This window comes from Micromonospora sp. NPDC023869 (assembly GCF_055559695.1).
Genome location: NZ_JBVHKD010000011.1, coordinates 114,589 through 131,701, shown reverse-complemented (window position 1 = coordinate 131,701; position 17,113 = coordinate 114,589). Strand labels below are relative to the sequence as shown.

18 protein-coding genes are annotated in these 17,113 nt (G+C 71.3%); 12 read left to right on the top strand and 6 right to left on the bottom strand.

Features of this window, described 5'->3' with window-relative positions; translation table 11 throughout:
• Positions 1-211 precede the first annotated feature (211 nt).
• The 3 genes from ACZ31C_RS25940 to ACZ31C_RS25930 are packed head-to-tail and all read left to right on the top strand — an operon-like array spanning position 212 to position 3,329.
• Positions 212-1,363 carry a Gfo/Idh/MocA family protein gene (locus ACZ31C_RS25940; protein ID WP_465797483.1) on the top strand — a complete coding sequence of 384 codons (1,152 nt, stop codon included), beginning with the start codon at positions 212-214 and terminating at the stop codon, positions 1,361-1,363.
• Entirely contained in the window at positions 1,360-2,514 is a 1,155-nt protein-coding gene (locus ACZ31C_RS25935; protein WP_465797482.1) for a dihydrodipicolinate synthase family protein, read from the top strand. Before ACZ31C_RS25940 ends, ACZ31C_RS25935 begins: the two co-directional genes overlap by 4 nt.
• A complete protein-coding gene (locus tag ACZ31C_RS25930) occupies positions 2,511-3,329 on the top strand; it encodes a sugar phosphate isomerase/epimerase family protein (protein ID WP_465797481.1) in 819 nt (272 codons plus the stop codon). The genes ACZ31C_RS25935 and ACZ31C_RS25930 overlap by 4 nt, the downstream gene beginning before the upstream one ends.
• Before the next feature lie 202 nt (positions 3,330-3,531).
• Here the strand turns inward: ACZ31C_RS25930 and ACZ31C_RS25925 are convergent, their stop codons facing one another.
• Entirely contained in the window at positions 3,532-4,737 is a 1,206-nt protein-coding gene (locus tag ACZ31C_RS25925; RefSeq protein WP_465797480.1) for a helix-turn-helix domain-containing protein, read from the bottom strand.
• A gap of 291 nt (positions 4,738-5,028) precedes the next feature.
• Here ACZ31C_RS25925 and ACZ31C_RS25920 point away from each other — a divergent pair, with 291 nt between their 5' ends.
• From ACZ31C_RS25920 to ACZ31C_RS25910, 3 genes are all read left to right on the top strand, one after another.
• Positions 5,029-5,883, top strand: a complete 855-nt coding sequence (locus ACZ31C_RS25920; protein WP_465797479.1) for a helix-turn-helix domain-containing protein — start codon at positions 5,029-5,031, stop codon at positions 5,881-5,883.
• A gap of 22 nt (positions 5,884-5,905) precedes the next feature.
• Positions 5,906-6,103, top strand: coding sequence for a DUF397 domain-containing protein (locus tag ACZ31C_RS25915; protein ID WP_465797478.1), 198 nt, complete (start codon positions 5,906-5,908; stop codon positions 6,101-6,103).
• Positions 6,104-6,238: 135 nt separating this feature from the next.
• Positions 6,239-6,721: a GNAT family N-acetyltransferase gene (locus tag ACZ31C_RS25910; RefSeq protein ID WP_465797477.1), complete on the top strand. Its 483-nt coding sequence runs from the start codon at positions 6,239-6,241 to the stop codon at positions 6,719-6,721.
• On the opposite strand, the gene ACZ31C_RS25905 is transcribed toward ACZ31C_RS25910, so the two are convergent.
• Entirely contained in the window at positions 6,718-7,626 is a 909-nt protein-coding gene (locus ACZ31C_RS25905) for a 5'-3' exonuclease (RefSeq protein WP_465797557.1), read from the bottom strand. The genes ACZ31C_RS25910 and ACZ31C_RS25905 overlap by 4 nt on opposite strands.
• A 94-nt stretch (positions 7,627-7,720) precedes the next feature.
• Between ACZ31C_RS25905 and ACZ31C_RS25900 the strand changes: the two genes are divergently transcribed.
• The 3 genes from ACZ31C_RS25900 (at position 7,721) to ACZ31C_RS25890 (ending at position 9,952) form a co-directional block, all read left to right on the top strand.
• Positions 7,721-8,101 (top strand): VOC family protein, encoded by a 381-nt coding sequence (locus ACZ31C_RS25900; protein ID WP_465797476.1) that lies wholly within the window; start codon positions 7,721-7,723, stop codon positions 8,099-8,101.
• Positions 8,102-8,238: 137 nt separating this feature from the next.
• Complete coding sequence (locus tag ACZ31C_RS25895; protein WP_465797475.1) at positions 8,239-9,381, top strand: acyl-CoA dehydrogenase family protein; 1,143 nt, start codon at positions 8,239-8,241, stop codon at positions 9,379-9,381.
• A gap of 64 nt (positions 9,382-9,445) precedes the next feature.
• On the top strand, positions 9,446-9,952 hold the full coding sequence (locus ACZ31C_RS25890; RefSeq protein WP_350694246.1) for an Lrp/AsnC family transcriptional regulator: 507 nt from the start codon (positions 9,446-9,448) through the stop codon (positions 9,950-9,952).
• Here ACZ31C_RS25890 and ACZ31C_RS25885 read toward each other — a convergent pair.
• A complete protein-coding gene (locus ACZ31C_RS25885; RefSeq protein ID WP_465797474.1) occupies positions 9,882-10,493 on the bottom strand; it encodes a histidine phosphatase family protein in 612 nt (203 codons plus the stop codon). The genes ACZ31C_RS25890 and ACZ31C_RS25885 overlap by 71 nt on opposite strands.
• Before the next feature lie 202 nt (positions 10,494-10,695).
• Here ACZ31C_RS25885 and ACZ31C_RS25880 point away from each other — a divergent pair, with 202 nt between their 5' ends.
• Positions 10,696-12,369, top strand: coding sequence for an ATP-binding cassette domain-containing protein (locus ACZ31C_RS25880; protein ID WP_465797473.1), 1,674 nt, complete (start codon positions 10,696-10,698; stop codon positions 12,367-12,369).
• Between the two features lie 121 nt (positions 12,370-12,490).
• On the opposite strand, the gene ACZ31C_RS25875 is transcribed toward ACZ31C_RS25880, so the two are convergent.
• Positions 12,491-13,906, bottom strand: a complete 1,416-nt coding sequence (locus ACZ31C_RS25875; protein WP_465797472.1) for a DHA2 family efflux MFS transporter permease subunit — start codon at positions 13,904-13,906, stop codon at positions 12,491-12,493.
• Between the two features lie 59 nt (positions 13,907-13,965).
• Here ACZ31C_RS25875 and ACZ31C_RS25870 point away from each other — a divergent pair, with 59 nt between their 5' ends.
• Positions 13,966-14,598 carry a TetR/AcrR family transcriptional regulator gene (locus ACZ31C_RS25870; protein ID WP_465797471.1) on the top strand — a complete coding sequence of 211 codons (633 nt, stop codon included), beginning with the start codon at positions 13,966-13,968 and terminating at the stop codon, positions 14,596-14,598.
• Between the two features lie 438 nt (positions 14,599-15,036).
• On the opposite strand, the gene ACZ31C_RS25865 is transcribed toward ACZ31C_RS25870, so the two are convergent.
• A complete protein-coding gene (locus ACZ31C_RS25865) occupies positions 15,037-15,171 on the bottom strand; it encodes a hypothetical protein (RefSeq protein WP_465797470.1) in 135 nt (44 codons plus the stop codon).
• 216 nt (positions 15,172-15,387) lie between these two features.
• Between ACZ31C_RS25865 and ACZ31C_RS25860 the strand changes: the two genes are divergently transcribed.
• Positions 15,388-15,582, top strand: a complete 195-nt coding sequence (locus ACZ31C_RS25860) for a CsbD family protein (protein ID WP_117227666.1) — start codon at positions 15,388-15,390, stop codon at positions 15,580-15,582.
• 99 nt (positions 15,583-15,681) lie between these two features.
• Here ACZ31C_RS25860 and ACZ31C_RS25855 read toward each other — a convergent pair whose 3' ends face one another.
• On the bottom strand, positions 15,682-17,091 hold the full coding sequence (locus tag ACZ31C_RS25855; RefSeq protein WP_465797469.1) for a KamA family radical SAM protein: 1,410 nt from the start codon (positions 17,089-17,091) through the stop codon (positions 15,682-15,684).
• Positions 17,092-17,113: the final 22 nt, after the last annotated feature.

The following is a 17,113-nucleotide window of genomic DNA, read 5'->3' as shown; positions in this document are numbered from 1 at the left end:
CCGCTCGGGGCCGGTTCCGGCAGCTCACACCGCTGGTCGCGGCCCAGCTCAGGGTGCTTCGCACGGTGTCGGGACGGTGGCCGGCACCGGTCGGTGGGTGGCGGGGGCCGGAAATATCGCTGCGGGGAGAGCGCTTGCCCCGGCGTGACCGTCCGGCCTAGGCTACGCGGGGAAAGCGCTTACCTGAGCGTGTACGACGGGAAGGACCCCCATGACCCGCAGGTCGATCGGCATCATCGTGAACGGCGTCACCGGCCGGATGGGATACCGGCAGCATCTGGTGCGCTCCCTGCTGGCCATCCGCGACGCCGGCGGCGTACGGCTGCCCGACGGCACCACCCTCTGGCCGCACCTCGTGCTGGTCGGCCGCAGCGAGGCCAAGCTGCGGGAGATCGCCGAACGGCACGGCCTGACCGACTGGACCACCGACCTGACCTCGGCGCTGGCCCGCGACGACGTCGAGATCTACTTCGACGCCCAGGTCACCCAGCAGCGGGAGAAGGCGATCCGGCAGGCCATCGAGGCCGGCAAGCACATCTACACCGAGAAGCCCCTCGCCGAGGACACCGCCGCCGCACTGGACCTGGCCCGTGCCGCGAACGCCGCCGGCATCCGCACCGGCGTGGTGCAGGACAAACTCTTCCTGCCTGGGCTGCGCAAGCTCAAGCGGCTGCTCGACGGCGGCTTCTTCGGCCAGGTGTTGTCGGTGCGCGGCGAGTTCGGCTACTGGGTCTTCGAGGGCGACTGGCAGCCCGCCCAGCGTCCCTCGTGGAACTACCGGGCCGAGGACGGCGGCGGCATCGTGGTCGACATGTTCCCGCACTGGCACTACGTGCTGGCGGAACTGTTCGGTGAGGTGCGCAGCGTCTCGGCCACCGTCGCGACGCACATCCCGCAGCGCGTCGACGAGCAGGGCCGCCCGTACGCGGCCACCGCCGACGACGCCGCGTACGGCGTGTTCGAGCTGGCCGGCGGCGTGATCGCCCAGCTCAACTCCTCCTGGTGCGTCCGGGTGCACCGGGACGAACTGGTCGAGTTCCAGGTCGACGGCACGCAGGGCAGCGCGGTGGCCGGACTGCGTCGCTGCCGGGTGCAGCACCGCGCGGTCACCCCGAAGCCGGTGTGGAACCCGGACCTGCCGGCCACCGAGGACTTCCGGTCGCAGTGGACCGAGGTGCCGGACAACGAGGAGTTCGACAACGGCTTCAAGGTGCAGTGGGAGGCGTTCCTGCGGCACGTCGCGGTCGGCGAGCCGTTCCCGTGGGACTTCCTGGCCGGGGCGCGCGGCGTGCAACTGGCCGAACTGGGCCTGGTGTCGGCCCGCGAGGGACGTCGCGTCGAGATCCCGGAGCTGTCGCTGTGAGCGCCGCAGAGGTGAACCTCCCCGGTGGACGGCGACTGCGGCTGGCCGGTGGCGCCGGGCATCCCCGCCCCGACGGCCCGCCGCGCAGCCGGATCGCGTACGCCGCCGCGCACGTGGTGGCCGACCCGCAGGCCGACAACACCCCGGGTACGCCCGCCGTCGTCGACTGGGAGAGCACCCTCGCGTTCCGTCGCCACCTCTGGTCGTACGGGCTGGGGGTGGCCGAAGCGATGGACACCGCGCAGCGCGGCATGGGCCTGGACTACCCGGCCACCCGGGAACTGATCCGGCGCAGCGCGGCGGAGGCTCGGGCGGCCGGCGGCCGGATCGTCGCCGGTGCCGCCACCGACCAGCTCCCGGCCGGCCCGGTCACCCTCGCCGAGGTCACCGCCGCCTACCGGGAACAGCTCGACGACGTGCAGGCCGCCGGGGCGGTGCCGGTGCTGATGTGCAGCCGCCACCTGGCCGCCGCCGCCCGTGGCCCCGAGGACTACCTGCGGGTGTACGACGCCCTGCTGTCCGCCGCCGACCGGCCGGTGGTGCTGCACTGGCTCGGCCCGATGTTCGACCCGGCGTTGGCCGGCTACTGGGGTTCGACCGACCTGGACCTGGCCGCCGACACGGTGGTGGAGCTGCTCAAGACGCACGCCGCCCGGGTGGACGGGATCAAGGTGTCGCTGCTCGACGCCGGACGCGAGGTGGCGCTGCGCCGCCGACTGCCGGCCGGCGTACGCCTCTACACCGGCGACGACTTCCACTACCCGGAGCTGATCCGGGGCGACGCGGACGGCTACTCCGACGCGCTGCTGGGCGTCTTCGCGGCCATCGCCCCGGCCGCCTCGGCCGCGTTCGCCGCCCTCGACCGGGGCGACCTGACCGCGTACGACGAGATCTTCGCGCCCACCGTGCCGCTGGCCCGGCACCTGTTCGCGGCCCCGACCTGGTATTACAAGACCGGGATCGTCTTCCTCGCCTGGTTGGCCGGACACCAGGACCACTTCACCATGGTCGGCGGCCTCCAGTCCGGCCGGTCGCCGGCGCACCTGGCCACCCTGCTCACCCTGGCCGACGCCGCCGGTCTGCTGCCCGACGCCGAGCTGGCCGCCGCCCGCGCCCGGGCCTTCTTCCAGGTGGCGGGGGTGGACCAGTGACCGCCGGTCGCCCGGAGCTGGCCCGCTTCTCGTTCAACCAGGCCACCGCCACACACTGGGCGCTGCCCGACGTGGTGGCCGGATGCGTCGACGCCGGGGTGCCCGGCATCGGCCTGTGGCGGGAGCCGGTCGCCGAGTACGGCCTGGACCGCGCCGCCAAGCTGGTCCGCGACGCCGGGCTGGCGGTCACCACGCTGTGCCGGGGCGGGTTCTTCACCGCCGAGGACTGGTGGGACGAGAACCGGCGCGCCGTCGACGAGGCCGCCGCGCTCGGCGCGCCCGTGCTGGTGCTGGTCTCCGGCGGACTGCCCCCGGGCAGCAAGGACATCGACGGGGCCCGGACCCGGGTGGCCGACGCCGTCGCCGAACTGGCCCCGTACGCCGACTCCGCCGGGGTGACGCTCGCCATCGAGCCGCTGCACCCGATGTTCAGCGCCGACCGCTGCGTCATCTCCACCCTCGGCCAGGCCCTCGACATCGCCGAACGGTTCGACCCGGGCGTGGTCGGCGTGGTGGTCGACGCGTACCACGTGTGGTGGGACGACACGGTCCATGACCAGATCGCCCGCGCGGGGGAGTGGATCGCCTCGTTCCAGGTCTGCGACTGGATCACCCCACTGCCCGAGGGCGTACTGCTCGGCCGGGCACTGCCCGGCGACGGCTGCATCGAGCTGCGCCGGATGCGCGAGGCGGTCGACGCGGCCGGCTACACCGGCCCGATCGAGGTGGAGGTCTTCAACGCGCAGGTGTGGGCACGTCCCGGTAAGGAGGTGCTGGCCGCCTCGATCGACGGCTACCTGCGCGAGGTCGTCTGACGACCCGGATCGCCCCGATCGCGCCAGCGCATCTGCCTGATGGTGTCGAGAACGCTGCGGGCGGCGACGGCTGCCGGGCAGTCCGGCGGCACACGGCACATCGGGCAGGTGCCGCCGGGTGTGGGGCGGTGGTCGCGGAGGGTCCGCCGGGCAGTGATGGCGAGTCGGTTGAGAATCTGGGCCAGGGACAGGAACGGCGCGGTCATGCTCGACCCACCCCGAGGGTGGTGGCGAGCTGAACGATCGGCATCGGGGCGTCTGGGTGTCGGATCATCTGGGTCAGCAGGTCTCGGGCGGTAGGCCGGTGCCGCACCTCGGCCGGTGCGGTCTGATCGGCCTCAAGCAGGATCCGGGCGGCGGGGGCCGGGTCGTCGTCGTGAAGGTGGGCGCGGGTGGCGTCGAGCAGGTACGCGGCACGGTGCTCGGTGGGCAGCCACCGCCAGCCGTCACGGCGTACGACCTCCTGGTGCACGGTGGCAGCCTCGCCCGAGTCGCCCCACTCCAGCGCCGCCACCGCCCGCGCCACGGCGACTGCGGTAGGTCCGAAGGCGGTGTGGTGGTGGTCGTGGCCGTCGCCCATCCGCGCAGCCAGGTCGGCGGCCTCGTCCAGGAGGTTCACCGTGGCGCGCTCGTCTCCCTGCCGAGCCGTCGCGAGGGCGGCCTGCACGAGCAGCGTGCCGCATAGTGACAGGTGCGCCGGCTGGTCGCCGTCGAGGTCGGCCCGGACGATGCGGTATGCGGCTGTCCGCATGGCCGACACCGCCGAGCCCGCCCGGCCGGTGGCGCGCAGCACCTGCCCTAGCTGAACCGCCGCAGCGGCGACCAACTCCGCATCGTCGGCGGCGATGGTCATCGCCCGGTCGACAGCCAGCCAGCCCAGCTCGCCTTCGCCGAGCTTGACGAGCAGTGCGGCCGCTATCCGGTACGCCTCCACCAGCGCCACCCGCCCCGCTCCTGGATCGAGGCTGTAGCAGCACTGCGCTCCGACCACCAGCTCCGGCAACCCGCTGATCAACTGCGGGTACCGCGCGTGCTGGTAGGTGGTCCACGCATGCTCGATGCTGCGGGCCACGTGAACTGCCGAGGGGGTTTCCCGGGCCGCCGCCCGGCGACCGAGGGTCGTGTCGTACGTCGACAGTGCCGCCCGGATCCGCTCCACACCCTCTGCTCGGATGTCGACGGCGGAGCGCTGACGGTCCCGACCGAGCAGGGTGGCCTGGTCGATCCGGAGCACTGCGGCAACCTCTGCGATCGTGGAGACCTTGTCCAGTGATCGGACGCCACGTTCGACCTTGTCGACCCAACTCTTCGACTTGCCCAACCGGTCGGCGAGCACCTGCTGAGACATCCGCCGCCGCCCCCGCCAGTACGCCACCCGCCGGCCGATCGGCAACGACTCGCTACCCACGCCTGCACCGCCGATCGCGCACCACCTGGGGCGTCGCCGGTATCGCCTCATTCCGGTACGGGTCGAGCGCCCCGACGCGACAGAGACGCCGCCCCGATCCAGAGTCCTGCTGCACGGCAGTACCTCCTTGATCTACGTGATCACCGACAGTGTTCGCTGTGTCACCACGATGGATGGCATTCGACGTTTTGGCAAGATGCCATTCCGTATGTGTCGATAGGGTGCTTGCCTCGTCTGTCGATGGACGGCAAACTCTTGGCGTAAGCACCGCTGTCGCAAAGGAGATGCCTCTTGGCCCCGCCCGTCGGTCCGACGCTGCGTCGTAGGCGCCTCGCCAGCGAACTGCGGCGCCTACGGGAGCAGGCTGGCCTCACCTGCGACGAGGTCGGGGAGCGATTGGGGTGTTCCGGAAGCCGCATCAGCCGCATCGAGAACGAGCGACGCGGCATCCGCCCCGGTGATGTCCATGAACTTCTCGACGTGTACGGCATCAACGGCCCTGCTCGTGAACAACTCGTTCAACTCGCCCGCGACGCGCGCAAGCGCGGATGGTGGCAGGCGTACAACGACGTGCTGACCGACGAGATGAAGACCTTCGTCGGCCTGGAGACCGAAGCAACGTCGATCATGAACTACGAGGCCCACTACATCCCCGGCCTTCTCCAGACCGAGGCGTACGCCCGCGAGTTGTTCCGCGCATGGCGGCCGAGCGTCAGTGCCGAGGCGGTCGAACGGCTGACGAGGGTCCGTATGGAGCGGCAGGAGGTTCTCGCCAGGAGCGACCGGCCGACCCTGTGGGTGGTGCTTGACGAAGCCGTCCTTCAGCGCGTGGTGGGCGGACCGGACATCATGCGTGCCCAGCTTTACCAGCTACTCACCCTCAGTGAACATGGCGGGGTGACGGTCCAGATCTTCCCGTTCCGATCAGGGGCCTACCACCCGATGGGTAGCGGATTCATCGTCTTCGAGTTCCCCGAGCCGCAGGACGAACCGGTCGTGTACCTGGAGAACCTTGCTGGCGGGCTGTACTTGGAGGACGCTGCCGAGGTGGCGCAATGTATCGTGGGTTTCAATCACCTTCGTGCGAACGCGCTACCCGATCACGCGTCGGCCGCGCTCATCGAACAGGTGGCAGACAGCCTGTAGCGAGCCGGAAGGAAGGCGCAGGATGAGCCCCGATCTGACGAATGCCGTCTGGCGCAAGAGCGCCAGGAGCAACGGACAGAACGCCTGCGTCGAGGTGGCCGTAGTGGACCGTGCTGTGGCCGTCCGCGACTCCAAGAACCCCAGTGGTCCAGCCCTGGTCTTCGATCATCCTGCTTGGACAAATTTTGTCAGCAGTGCGATGGACCGCCGGGCTGGCTGATCCTGTGGTGGACGCCGTTTCAGGGAGTGAGCGTCGGCGGCCCGCGTATGGGGACCTGGCTGCCATCGTCGGCGCATAGGGCTGTGGACCGTGGCCGTGACCTACCGCCGCCACACCTCGATAACGCCTGAACACGTGAACGCCCTCGCCGACCTGTACGGCATCGTCTATGCGGAGCCGCCGTACGAGGAGGGTCCGGAAGAAGTGGCCGGATTCCGCAACGGCCTGCCTGAGGAGGCGCGTCGACCCGGCTTCACCCTGATCACGGCCCACGACCAGGGCGTGTTGGTCGGTGCCGCGTACGGGTGGACGATGGGCTCCGGGCGCTGGTGGAGTCGCGCTGGCCAGGACCCGCCCGCCGACGTGCGCGAGGTGGACAAGTTCGCGGTGATGGAGTGGATCGTGCGCCCGGAGCAGCGCGGTCGGGGCGTGGGTGCGGAGTTGATGCGGCGACTGCTCGACGCCCGGCCGGAGCCGGTGGCGACGCTCGCGTCGAATCCCCGTTCGGCTGCCCGCACCATCTACGCCCGAGCGGGCTGGGTGCAGGTGGGCGATACGGCGACTGCGTGGGGTGCCCGCATGGACCTGCTGGTGCTGAGGACGTCGGCCGAGCGCTAATCCGTCGTGGTGCGGTTGGCGAGGGCGTCGACCAGGCGGCGGGTGGAGCCGGCCAGGTTCCACCGCTCGGCCAGCTCGACCAGGCGTTCCGGGTCGGCCGGTGCGGTCGGCAACTCGGTGGGCAGCGACGGCAGCGGCACGTCCAGGGCGACCCGGACCACCTTCGGCGCCACCGCCAGGTAGTCGCGGGCGGCGTCGAGCTTGGTGCGCAGGCCGGGGGCGAAACCGGAGGCCGGATCGTCCAGCGCGGCCAGGATGCCGGCGATGTCGCCGTACCGCTCGATCAGGCGGGCGGCGGTCTTCTCGCCGACGCCGGCCACGCCCGGTAGCCCGTCGCTGGGGTCGCCGCGCAGCGCGGCGAAGTCGGCGTACCGGTCGGCGGCCACCCCGTAGCGGGACCGGACCGCCGTGTCGTCGCAGTCGTCCAGCTTGGCCACGCCCCGCCCGACGTAGAGCAGCCGCACCCCACGGGCGTCGTCGACGAGCTGGAACAGGTCACGGTCGCCGGAGACCACCTCGACCGGCCCGGGTTGGGTGACCGAGAGGGTGCCCAGCACGTCGTCGGCCTCGTATCCGGTCGCGCCGACCACGGTGATGCCGAGGGCGTCGAGCACGTCCAGGATCATCGGCACCTGCGGGCTGAGGGTGTCCGGCACGACCTCGCCGCCCTCGGGGGCCACCCGGTGCGCCTTGTACGACGGCAGCAGCGCGACCCGCCAGTCCGGCCGCCAGTCGTGGTCCATCGCGCACACCATCCGCCCTGGCCGCCGGGTGCGGACCAGTTGGGCGATCATGTCGAGGAATCCGCGTACGGCGTTGACCGGTTGGCCGTCGGCGGTCCGCGCGGCCGACTCGGGAATGCCGAAGTAGGCCCGGAAGTAGAGACTGGGCGCGTCGACGAGCATGATCGGGGTCTGCTGTGCCACGCCCGACAGCCTGGCACATCCCACCGACGTTCGCGGCGGACGGCACGTCGACGGCGCAATCCAGGAGGACCCGATGGCCAGGACGCCCCGACTCGCGCTGACCACGGTCAACCTGGACACGCCCGACCCGGCGGCGCTGTCCCGTTTCTATGCGCGACTGCTCGGTTGGACGGTGGAGGCCGAGGAGGCCGACGACGTCATCCTGCGCGGGCCCGGGGGCGGGGTGGGCCTGTCCTTCCAGCGCGAGCGGGCGTACGTGCGGCCGACCTGGCCGGCCGAGGCGGACCGGCAGCAGATGATGATGCATCTGGAGATCGGAGTCGAGGACCTGGCCGCCGCCCTGGACCACGCGCTGGCGTGCGGTGCCACGCTGGCCGAGTTCCAGCCGCAGGACGACGTGCGGGTCTGCCTGGATCCGGACGGCCACCCGTTCTGCCTCTGGCTGATGGACTGACCGCGAGGCCGGTCGGGTCGACACGACCCGCACCGTCCGCGCCCACTGCCCGAACGAACGTTAAGCTGAGCGGGTGGGAGCCAGAAGCTGCCACGGCGTACGACAGCTCACCACCATCCCACGGAGCTCACCACGCTATGACCGTCGACCGGATCCTGCCCACCGAAGAGGCCCACGACCTGCTGGAGCTGGCCACCGAACTCGCCGACCGCGAGCTGGCCCCGAAGGCCGTCGAGTTCGAGCAGCGCGCCGAGTTCCCCCGCGAGCTGCTGCGCACCCTGGGCCGGGCCGGTCTGCTCGGCCTGCCCTACCCGGAGGAGTACGGCGGCGCCGCCCAGCCGTACGAGGTCTACCTCCAGGTGCTGGAGATCCTGGCGAGCCGCTGGCTGGCGGTCGCCGAGGCGGTCAGCGTGCACACGCTCTCCTGCCACCCGGTCGCCACGTTCGGCGACGACGCCCAGCGCAAGCTGCTGCCCGACATGATCGGCGGCGAACTGCTCGGCGCGTACTGCCTCTCCGAACCGCAGGGGGGCTCGGACGCCGCCGCGCTGACCACGAAGGCGGTCCGCGACGGCGACGCGTACGTGGTCACCGGCACCAAGGCGTGGATCACCCACGCCCAGGTGGCGGACTTCTACAACGTCTTCTGCCGCACCGGCGTACCCGGTCCCCGGGGCATCTCCTGCCTGCTGCTCGACCGGGCCACTCCCGGTCTCCACCCGCAGGCCGCCGAGCGCACCATGGGACTGCGGTCGTCACCGGTGGCGCAGCTCGTGTTCGACGACGCGCGGGTGCCGGCGGAGCGGCTGATCGGCGGCGAGGGCGCGGGCTTCACCATCGCCATGTCCGCCCTGGACTCCGGCCGCCTCGGCATCGCCGCCTGCGCGGTGGGGTTGGCCCAGGCGGCGCTGGACTACGCGGTCGGCTACGCCCGGGAACGCCGCCAGTTCGGCCGCGCCGTCATCGACTTCCAGGGCCTCGGCTTCACCCTCGCCGACCTGGCCACCCAGATCTCCGCAGCCCGGGCGTTGACGCTCGCCGCCGCCCGACTGCGCGACGCCGGTCGGCCGTACTCGATCGAGGCGGCCAAGGCGAAACTCTTCGCCACCGACATGGCGATGCGGGTGACCACCGACGCGGTGCAGGTGCTCGGCGGTGCCGGGTACGTGGCCGACCACCCGGTGGAGCGCTACATGCGGGAGGCCAAGGTGCTCCAGATCGTCGAGGGCACCAACCAGATCCAGCGTCTGGTGATCTCCCGCGCGCTGGCCAAGGACTGACCGCGCGTCGCGTCCGGTGGGCCTGTCGTCGCGCGGACGGGCCTTTCCCGGTAGGTTGCACGCCGTGGAGGAGATCGACCGGGCCATCGTCGCCGCGCTGACCACGGACGGCCGGCAGTCGTACACGGATCTCGCGGAGAAGGTGGGTCTGTCCGTCTCGGCGGTGCACCAGCGGGTACGCCGGCTGGAACAGCGCGGTGTGGTCAAGGGCTACACCGCGCGGGTCTCGTTCGAGGCGCTCGACCTGCCGTTGACCGCGTTCGTGGCGATCCGGCCGTTCGACCCGTCGCAGCCGGACGACGCCCCGGTGCGGCTCGCTCACCTGCCTGAGATCGACTCGTGCTACTCGGTGGCGGGGGAGGACTTCTATCTGCTGCTGGTGCGGGTGGCCGGTCCGGTCGACCTGGAACGCGTACTCCAGGAGATCCGGACGGCGGCGAACGTCACCACCCGGACGACGGTGGTGCTCTCCACCCCGTACGAGGGGCGCCCGCCGAAGATCAGTGGCGAGCCGTCGAGTCGCCCTCGGCCGCGGGCGGCGGGGGAGGCGGCTGGTTCCACCGGAGGATGACCCGCCGGCCGTGCTCGTGACCGAGCACGCTCATGGTGGCGGTGTCCAGCCGGAGCAGCCCACCGGCCGACGGCGGCAGGCCGATCCACCGGGCGCCCAACACGCGCAGCGAGTGCGCGTGCCCGACGATCGCGACGGAACCCCTCTCCAGCAGCGGATGCACCGTGGCGAGCAGCCGGTCCAGGCGTTCGCCCACCTCGCTCGGTGACTCCCCGCCGGGGCACCCGTCGGTCCACACGTTCCAACTGGACCGTTCGTCGTGGATTTCGGCGGTGGTCCGTCCCTCGTACTCGCCGTAGTTCCACTCGGCCAGGTCGTCGTCGGTGCTGGTGACGGTCAGCCCGGCCAGTTGCGCGGTGAGCAGCGCCCGGCGGCGCGGGCTGCTCAGCACCGCGACGAACCGCCGGCCGGCGAGCGCCGGACCGAGCGCGCGGGCCTGCCGCTCCCCGTCGGGGGTCAGCTCCAGATCCGTGTACGACGTGTGTCGACGGCTCGCGCTCCAGGTGGTCTCGCCATGCCGGACGAGCAGGATCTCGCTCATGTCCTCAGTCAATCAGGATGTGCGGCATGGGTTAGGATGGGGCCATGAATTGCCGCGCCTTCACGATGAAGCCCTGGTTCCGCCGCTGACGGCGGCAGGGTTGACCGGCTTCTTCTAGATCCGCTCTGTGTCGCCGTCCTGGTGTTCCCGCCGGGCGGCCTGATCGCGCTGCCCGGCTCCACGACGAGCCGAAGAGCGCAGAGTGAACAATCTTGAACTGAACCCCACCCAGGAATCGACCCCTGGTCTGCCGGCCGGTGACCGGGCGCATGTCCGGGCCGAGGGCGTACGCGTGGTGCTGGGCGGTCGGGTGGTGCTGTCCGACGTCAGCGTGACCGTCTCCGCCCGTTCGCGGCTTGCCGTGGTCGGCGAGAACGGCCGGGGCAAGACGACCCTGCTCCGGGTGCTGATCGGGGAACTCACCCCGGACCAGGGCACGGTGGAACGAACGGGCACGATCGGCGTGGCCCGACAGGCGCTGGAGGCACGCGGCGGCGAGACGGTCGGCACCCTGGTCGCCGCGGCGATCCGGGAGTCCCAGGAGGCGGTGCGGGCGCTGGACGACGCGGCCACGGGACTGGCCGAGGGCCGCCCCGGCGCCGACACCGCGTACGCCGTCGCGCTGGACGCCGCCACCCGGCTGGACGCCTGGGACGCGGAACGCCGCGTGGACGTGGCACTGGCCGGGCTGGACGCCTGCCCGGACCGGCAGCGCCTGCTGTCGACGCTGTCGGTCGGCCAGCGTTACCGGGTCCGTCTGGCCTGCCTGCTGGGAGCGCGGCATGACCTGCTGATGCTGGACGAGCCGACCAACCATCTCGACGCCGACAGCCTGGCGTTCCTCACCCTGCGACTGCGTCAGCACGCGGGCGGCGTGGTGCTGGTCAGCCACGACCGGGCCCTGCTCGGTGACGTGGCCGAGGAGTTCCTCGACCTCGACCCCAGCGAGGACGGCCGCCCACGGGTCTTCGCCGGTGGGTACGCCGGCTGGCAGGAGGGCCGTCGGCGCGAGCGGGAACGCTGGCTGCACGACTTCGAGGCCCAGCAGGCCGAACACCAGCGGCTGGCCGACGCGGTCAACGAGGCGCGGCAGCGGCTCAGCACCGGTTGGCGGCCGGAGAAGGGCCACGGCAAGCATCAGCGCCAGTCCCGTGCTCCCGGCGTGGTGCAGGCGTTGCGTCGCCGTCAGGAGGACCTCGACGCCCACCGGCTCACCGTGCCCGAGCCGCCGCTGCGTCTGCGCTGGCCCGAGCTGCGGACCCGACCCGGGGTGCCGCTGCTGCGCTGCGACGACGTCACGGTGGTCGGGCGGCTGCACCAGCCGGTCACGCTCACCCTGGACGGTGGGGAGCGGCTGCTGGTGACCGGGCTCAACGGTGCCGGTAAGTCGACCCTGCTCGAGGTGCTGGCCCTGAATCTGGAACCGTCCACCGGCGCCGTCCGGCACCTTGGGCGGGCCCGCATCGCGTACCTGGGGCAGGAGGTGCCGGCCTGGCCGTCGGGCGCGCTCGCCCGCGATCTGTACGAGCAGCACGTGGGCCGGCTCCAGTCCGCAGGGCGGCTCCGTGAAGCCGACCGCCTGCCGCTGGGCGCGACGCACCTGCTGGACCGGGAGGCGCTGCGTACTCCGGTGGGTCGGATGTCGCAGGGGCAGCAGCGGCGGTTGAACCTGGCCCTGCGTCTGGCCGAGCTGCCAGACCTGTTGATCCTCGACGAGCCCACCAACCACCTCTCGGCGCTGCTGGTCGACGAGTTGACCGACGCGTTGCGGGAGACCCCGGCGGCGGTGGTGGTCGCGACCCACGACCGTCAGATGCTCACCGATCTCGCGGACTGGCCGGTCCTGTCGCTGGGAGCCGCCGAGGAGTCGCCCTGAAGTGCGAGCCGGGCACCCGACAGCACGGGTGATGCCGGTCGACCGGTGCCGCTGCGACGCAGCCCTCGGCCGAGGGCTGCGTCGCAGCGATCCGTCCGTTCTGGCCGGGTCGCCAGGTTCCTCAGTGGGCACCCGCCGCCACCGCGACGTCGGGAGCCGCGGTGGCGGGCCGACCGGGCAACCGTGCGCCGACGGCCAGCAGGAGGACGATCGCGACGGCGAGGAACCAGTACACGCCGTGCAGACCGCTGAGCGGATCGCTTGCGGTGTCCAGGACGAATGCCACGACCGCGACGCCGACCGAGCCACCGAACTGGTTGAGCATGTACAGCACCGAACTGCCCTGCGGCACCAGTGGCGGCGGCAACGTACGGTACAGCGCCCCCATGGCGGGTGGGCCGACGAACCCCAGCCCGACACCGATGGCCACCCCGGCCAGGACGATCCAGACCTCGTGCGTACGAATGTCGACCCTGGTCAGCGCGAATGCCGCCAGTGCAGCAAGGAGTCCGCCGGCCAGCACGAGGTTGCGGGAACCGATGCGGTCGCTGACCCGTCCGGCCAGCGGCGCGGCGAGTGCGCCGCCGATACCGAGCGGGGCGACCAGCAACCCGGCCGCGAGCGCGCCGTGCCCGCCCGCCTGCTGGAAGTAGAGCGGGAGGACGACCAGCGACGCGTACATCGTGACGCCGCTCAGCGCCATCACCACGACGCTCACCGCGAACCCACCTCTGGTGAACAAGCGCAGGTCGACGAGAGGGTGATCGCGACGCAGCGCATGGACCACGTAGCCGCCCACCAACAGGACACCGGCGGTCAGCGGCACCAGTGCCGACCAGGTGACGAAGTCGGCGCGGTCGGCTGCCTGGGAGAGTGTCAGGAGCAGACCGGCGAAGCCCGGGCCGAGCAGCATCACGCCGACGACGTCGAGTCGGGTGGTCGTGACCTGCGGTGGGTCGGTGGGCATCACGGCGCGGGCGAGCGCGAGCGCGAGGACGCCGACGGGCACGCTGAGCAGGAACATCCACTGCCAGCCGAGGCCCTGGACCACGATGCCGCCGAGCATCGGGCCGAGCACCGGGCCGAGCGAGAGCACTGCGGCCATCAGGCCCATCACCCGTCCGGCGCGGCGCGGGCCGGCGGCGCGGGCGAGCAGGGTCAGCACGAGCGGGTCGAGGATCCCCGCGCCGACTCCCTGGAGCACCCGGAAGGCGATCAGGCTTCCCGCGTTCCAGGCCAGCCCGCAGCCGAGCGACGCGAGCACGAACAGGCCGAGACCGGTGAGCCACATGCGTCTCCCGCCGAACCGGTCACCGGCCCAAGCGGTCACCGGGATGGTCACCGTGACGGCGAGCAGGAACCCGGTGGACACCCACCCGATCACGCCCAGCGAGGTGTCGAACTCCCTGGCCAGTCGGTCGATTCCGACCGCCACCATGGTGCTGTTGAGGATGCCCAGCGCTCCGCCGAGCAGGATCACTGCGACCAGGCGCCGCTGCGCGGCGTCCAGCCGGTCACCCCCCGTCTTCATACTCATGAGGCTGTTCTACCAGACTCACGGGTCTAGTTCGATAGGCGCGTGGGTATGCTTTCGACGTGGGTGGAGTCGTCGCGGCGCGAGGCCGCATCGACAAGCGGCAGGCGATCCTGGACGCGGCGTTCGTCGTGTTCGCCAGAGAGGGTTACGCCAGGGCCGGGGTGGACGTGATCGCGGCCGAGGCCGGCGTGGCCAAGGCGACGGTCTACAGTCACTTCGGTGACAAGGAGACGCTGCTGCGCGAGGCCATCGCCGCCTCCGCCGATGCGGCCCTGACCCAGAATCTCGCCGTCGTCGACCGGCTGACCGTACGCGGCGACGACCTGCGCGACACTCTGGAGGACGTGGGCTTCCGGCTGCTCCAGTGTTACTGCACCGACCGATCCTGGGCCCTGCGCCGACTGCTCTCCGCCGAGATCAACCAGTTTCCCGACCTGCTCGACATCGTGCACTCCCGGGCGGCGGGCCGGGTCACCGAAGCCCTGGCCGACCGCCTCGCCCGGCTGTCCGTCGCCGGTCACCTGCACACGCCGGATCCCGTACTGGCCGCCGAACAGTTCGTCGCCCTGCTCACGGGCTCGATGGACGCCCGAGCTGGCCTCGGCACCCGGCGGATCCCCCAAGCCGAGCTGCGTGCCGTGTCGTCGGCGGCGGTGGACACCTTCCTCAAGGCGTTCGCGCCGGCCCAGTAGGCCGGGGGAGACCAGCGGCCTGTTTTCCACCCCGGACGGTGCCGCTCGTGCCTGCGTGTCGGCGCCTGCTGTGGCCCCCTACACCTGTCAGGTTCGGGCGCTGTCGAGCTGACGGCATGGACGGATCAGCGATTGGCCCGTTCGTCGGGTCGGATGTCGTGTGCCTCACCGGGCCGGCCTACGCCTGTCGGCTTCAAGCACTGTCGAGCTGACGGTATGAACGGATCGGGCGACCGGCGGCTCCGTCGTGCCGGATGCCGGTGTCTCACCGGGCCGGCCCACTCCTCGGGGTCGGGTGCCGCGCGGTCGAGTTGACGGCACGGACGGATCGGGCGACCGGCGGGTCCGTGTAGGCCCTGCGTCTTGTGTGGTCTTGGCGGCTCGTGCGGGGCCTGCCGGGGGACCGGAGGCGTCCCTGCTGGCGCTTGATGGCGCAGGTCAGCGCATCCGCGCCGGTGCTGCGTCGTCGACTGACGCGGCGAGCATGGGCGGCTTGTCGGTCTCGACCCGGGCCGCGCAGCGGTGCGGGCACCAGGACAGCAGGTCCCGGCGGAGAAGGTCCGGCGACAGCATGGACGGTTCAGCTCGACAGCGGTTCGCACAGCAGGCAGCAAGGCTGCCGAGGTCGGCGCGACCAGCGAAAACAACCACACCTAGCTTCCTAGGATGCCTTAGCGGATGTGCGCGGCACCACCGCTCCGAGAACAGTTTCAGCTCACCGGGTGAGGGGACACGACCGTCAGGAGCGCAGCGGGATCGCTGCGCCGCCGAGGCAGGCAGGGAGGCGACATGAGCTTCACCGACAAGGCGAAGAACAAGGTCGAGGAACTGAGCGGCGCCGCCAAGGAGCGCGTCGGCGACATGACCGACAACGAGCGCATGCGTGCCGAGGGCGCCACCGAGCAGTCCGAGGCCCGCGCCCGCAAGGCCGGTGAGAACGTCAAGGACGCCGGCCGCAACGCCAAGGACGCCTTCACCAAGTGACCGCACGCAGAAGCGGGCCACCGGAATGCTCCGGTGGCCCGCTTCGCGGCGTGGCTGGGGTCGGTGGAGGAGGTACCGACCGGCCAGCGCCGGGTCCGGTCAGTCGTCGCGGTGGGTCTGCCACCACTGCCGGCCGGCCTCCGGCAGGGTGTCGATCGGGTCGTAGTACGCGTACCGCTTGTTGAGCGCCTCCAGGTCGGCGGACTCGATGGAGGTGCGGTAGTTCTTCGTCCAGTAGGAGATGCCGCGTTCGCGGTCGTACTCGGTAATCATGTGCACCCAGCGCTTGCCGACGAAAGGCACGTCGCAGACGATCCGGGGGGTCGCGTAGCCGGGCAGGTAGCCCATGATGTCGTGCTGGAGCTGCTGGGCGTGCCAGACCGGGACCCGCCAGTGCTCGGCATTGGGGATCATGTCGCACATGTAGAAGTAGTACGGCAGGATGCCCGCCTCGCCCTGGAGGGCGAAGCAGAGGTCGAGCAGGTCGGTGGTGCTGGCGTTGACGCCGCGCATCAGCACGCCCTGGTTGCGCACGTCGCGTACGCCGACGTCGAGGGCGGTCTGGGTGGCCTTGGCGACCAGCGGGGTGAGCGACTGGGCGTGGTTGACGTGGGTGTGGATGGCCAGGTTGACGCCCCGTCGGGCGGCGGTGCGGGCGACCCGCTCCAGCCCCTCCACGACGTCGGGCTGCAACCAGTGCTGGGGCAGGCCCATGAGTGCCTTGGTGGCGAGCCGGATGTCGCGGATGGTCTCGATCTCCAGCAGGCGCATCAGGTACGACTCGAGGTTGCGCCACGGGACGTTGGCCACGTCGCCGCCGGAGACCACCACGTCGCGTACGCCGGGGTGGGCCTTGAGGTAGGTGATGTGGGCGTCGTACCGGTCGACGGGCTTGAGGGTGAGTTTGAGCTTGTCGACGGCGGGGGTGGAGTTGCCGACCAGGTCCATGCGGGTGCAGTGCCCGCAGTACTGGGGGCAGGTGGAGAGCAGTTCGGCGAGGACCTTGGTGGGATAGCGGTGGGTGAGGCCCTCGGCGACCCACATGTCGTGTTCGTGCAGTGAGTCGCGGGTGGCGTACGGGTGGGAGGGCCAGTCGGTACGGCGGTCCGAGGCGACGGGGATCATGTATCGCCGGATCGGGTCGGCCAGCAGCGTCTCGGTGGTGGGTGGGGCGTCCGGCACCATGGTGTTGATCATTTGGGGTGGTACGAGCATGGACATGGTGGCCAGGGCGCGTTGGTCGGCTTCGAGGTCGGCGTAGAAGTGCTCGTCGACGGTGTCGCCGAGCAGGGTGCGGAGTTGCTTGATGTTCTTGACGCAGTTGACGCGCTGCCACTGGGCGCTTTCCCACTGGTCGCGGGTGACGTGACGCCAGCCGGGGAAGCGGGTCCAGTCGGGTTCGACGAGGCGGTGGCGGCGGTATTCGTACGGTTGGCCGGTCAGTGCGGTGGTGGGGGCCGGCTCGGGTGTTGCCGGGGTGGTGTGCACCGGCGGTTGGGTCTGGGTCACGGCCCCTCCTGCGGGTGTGTCG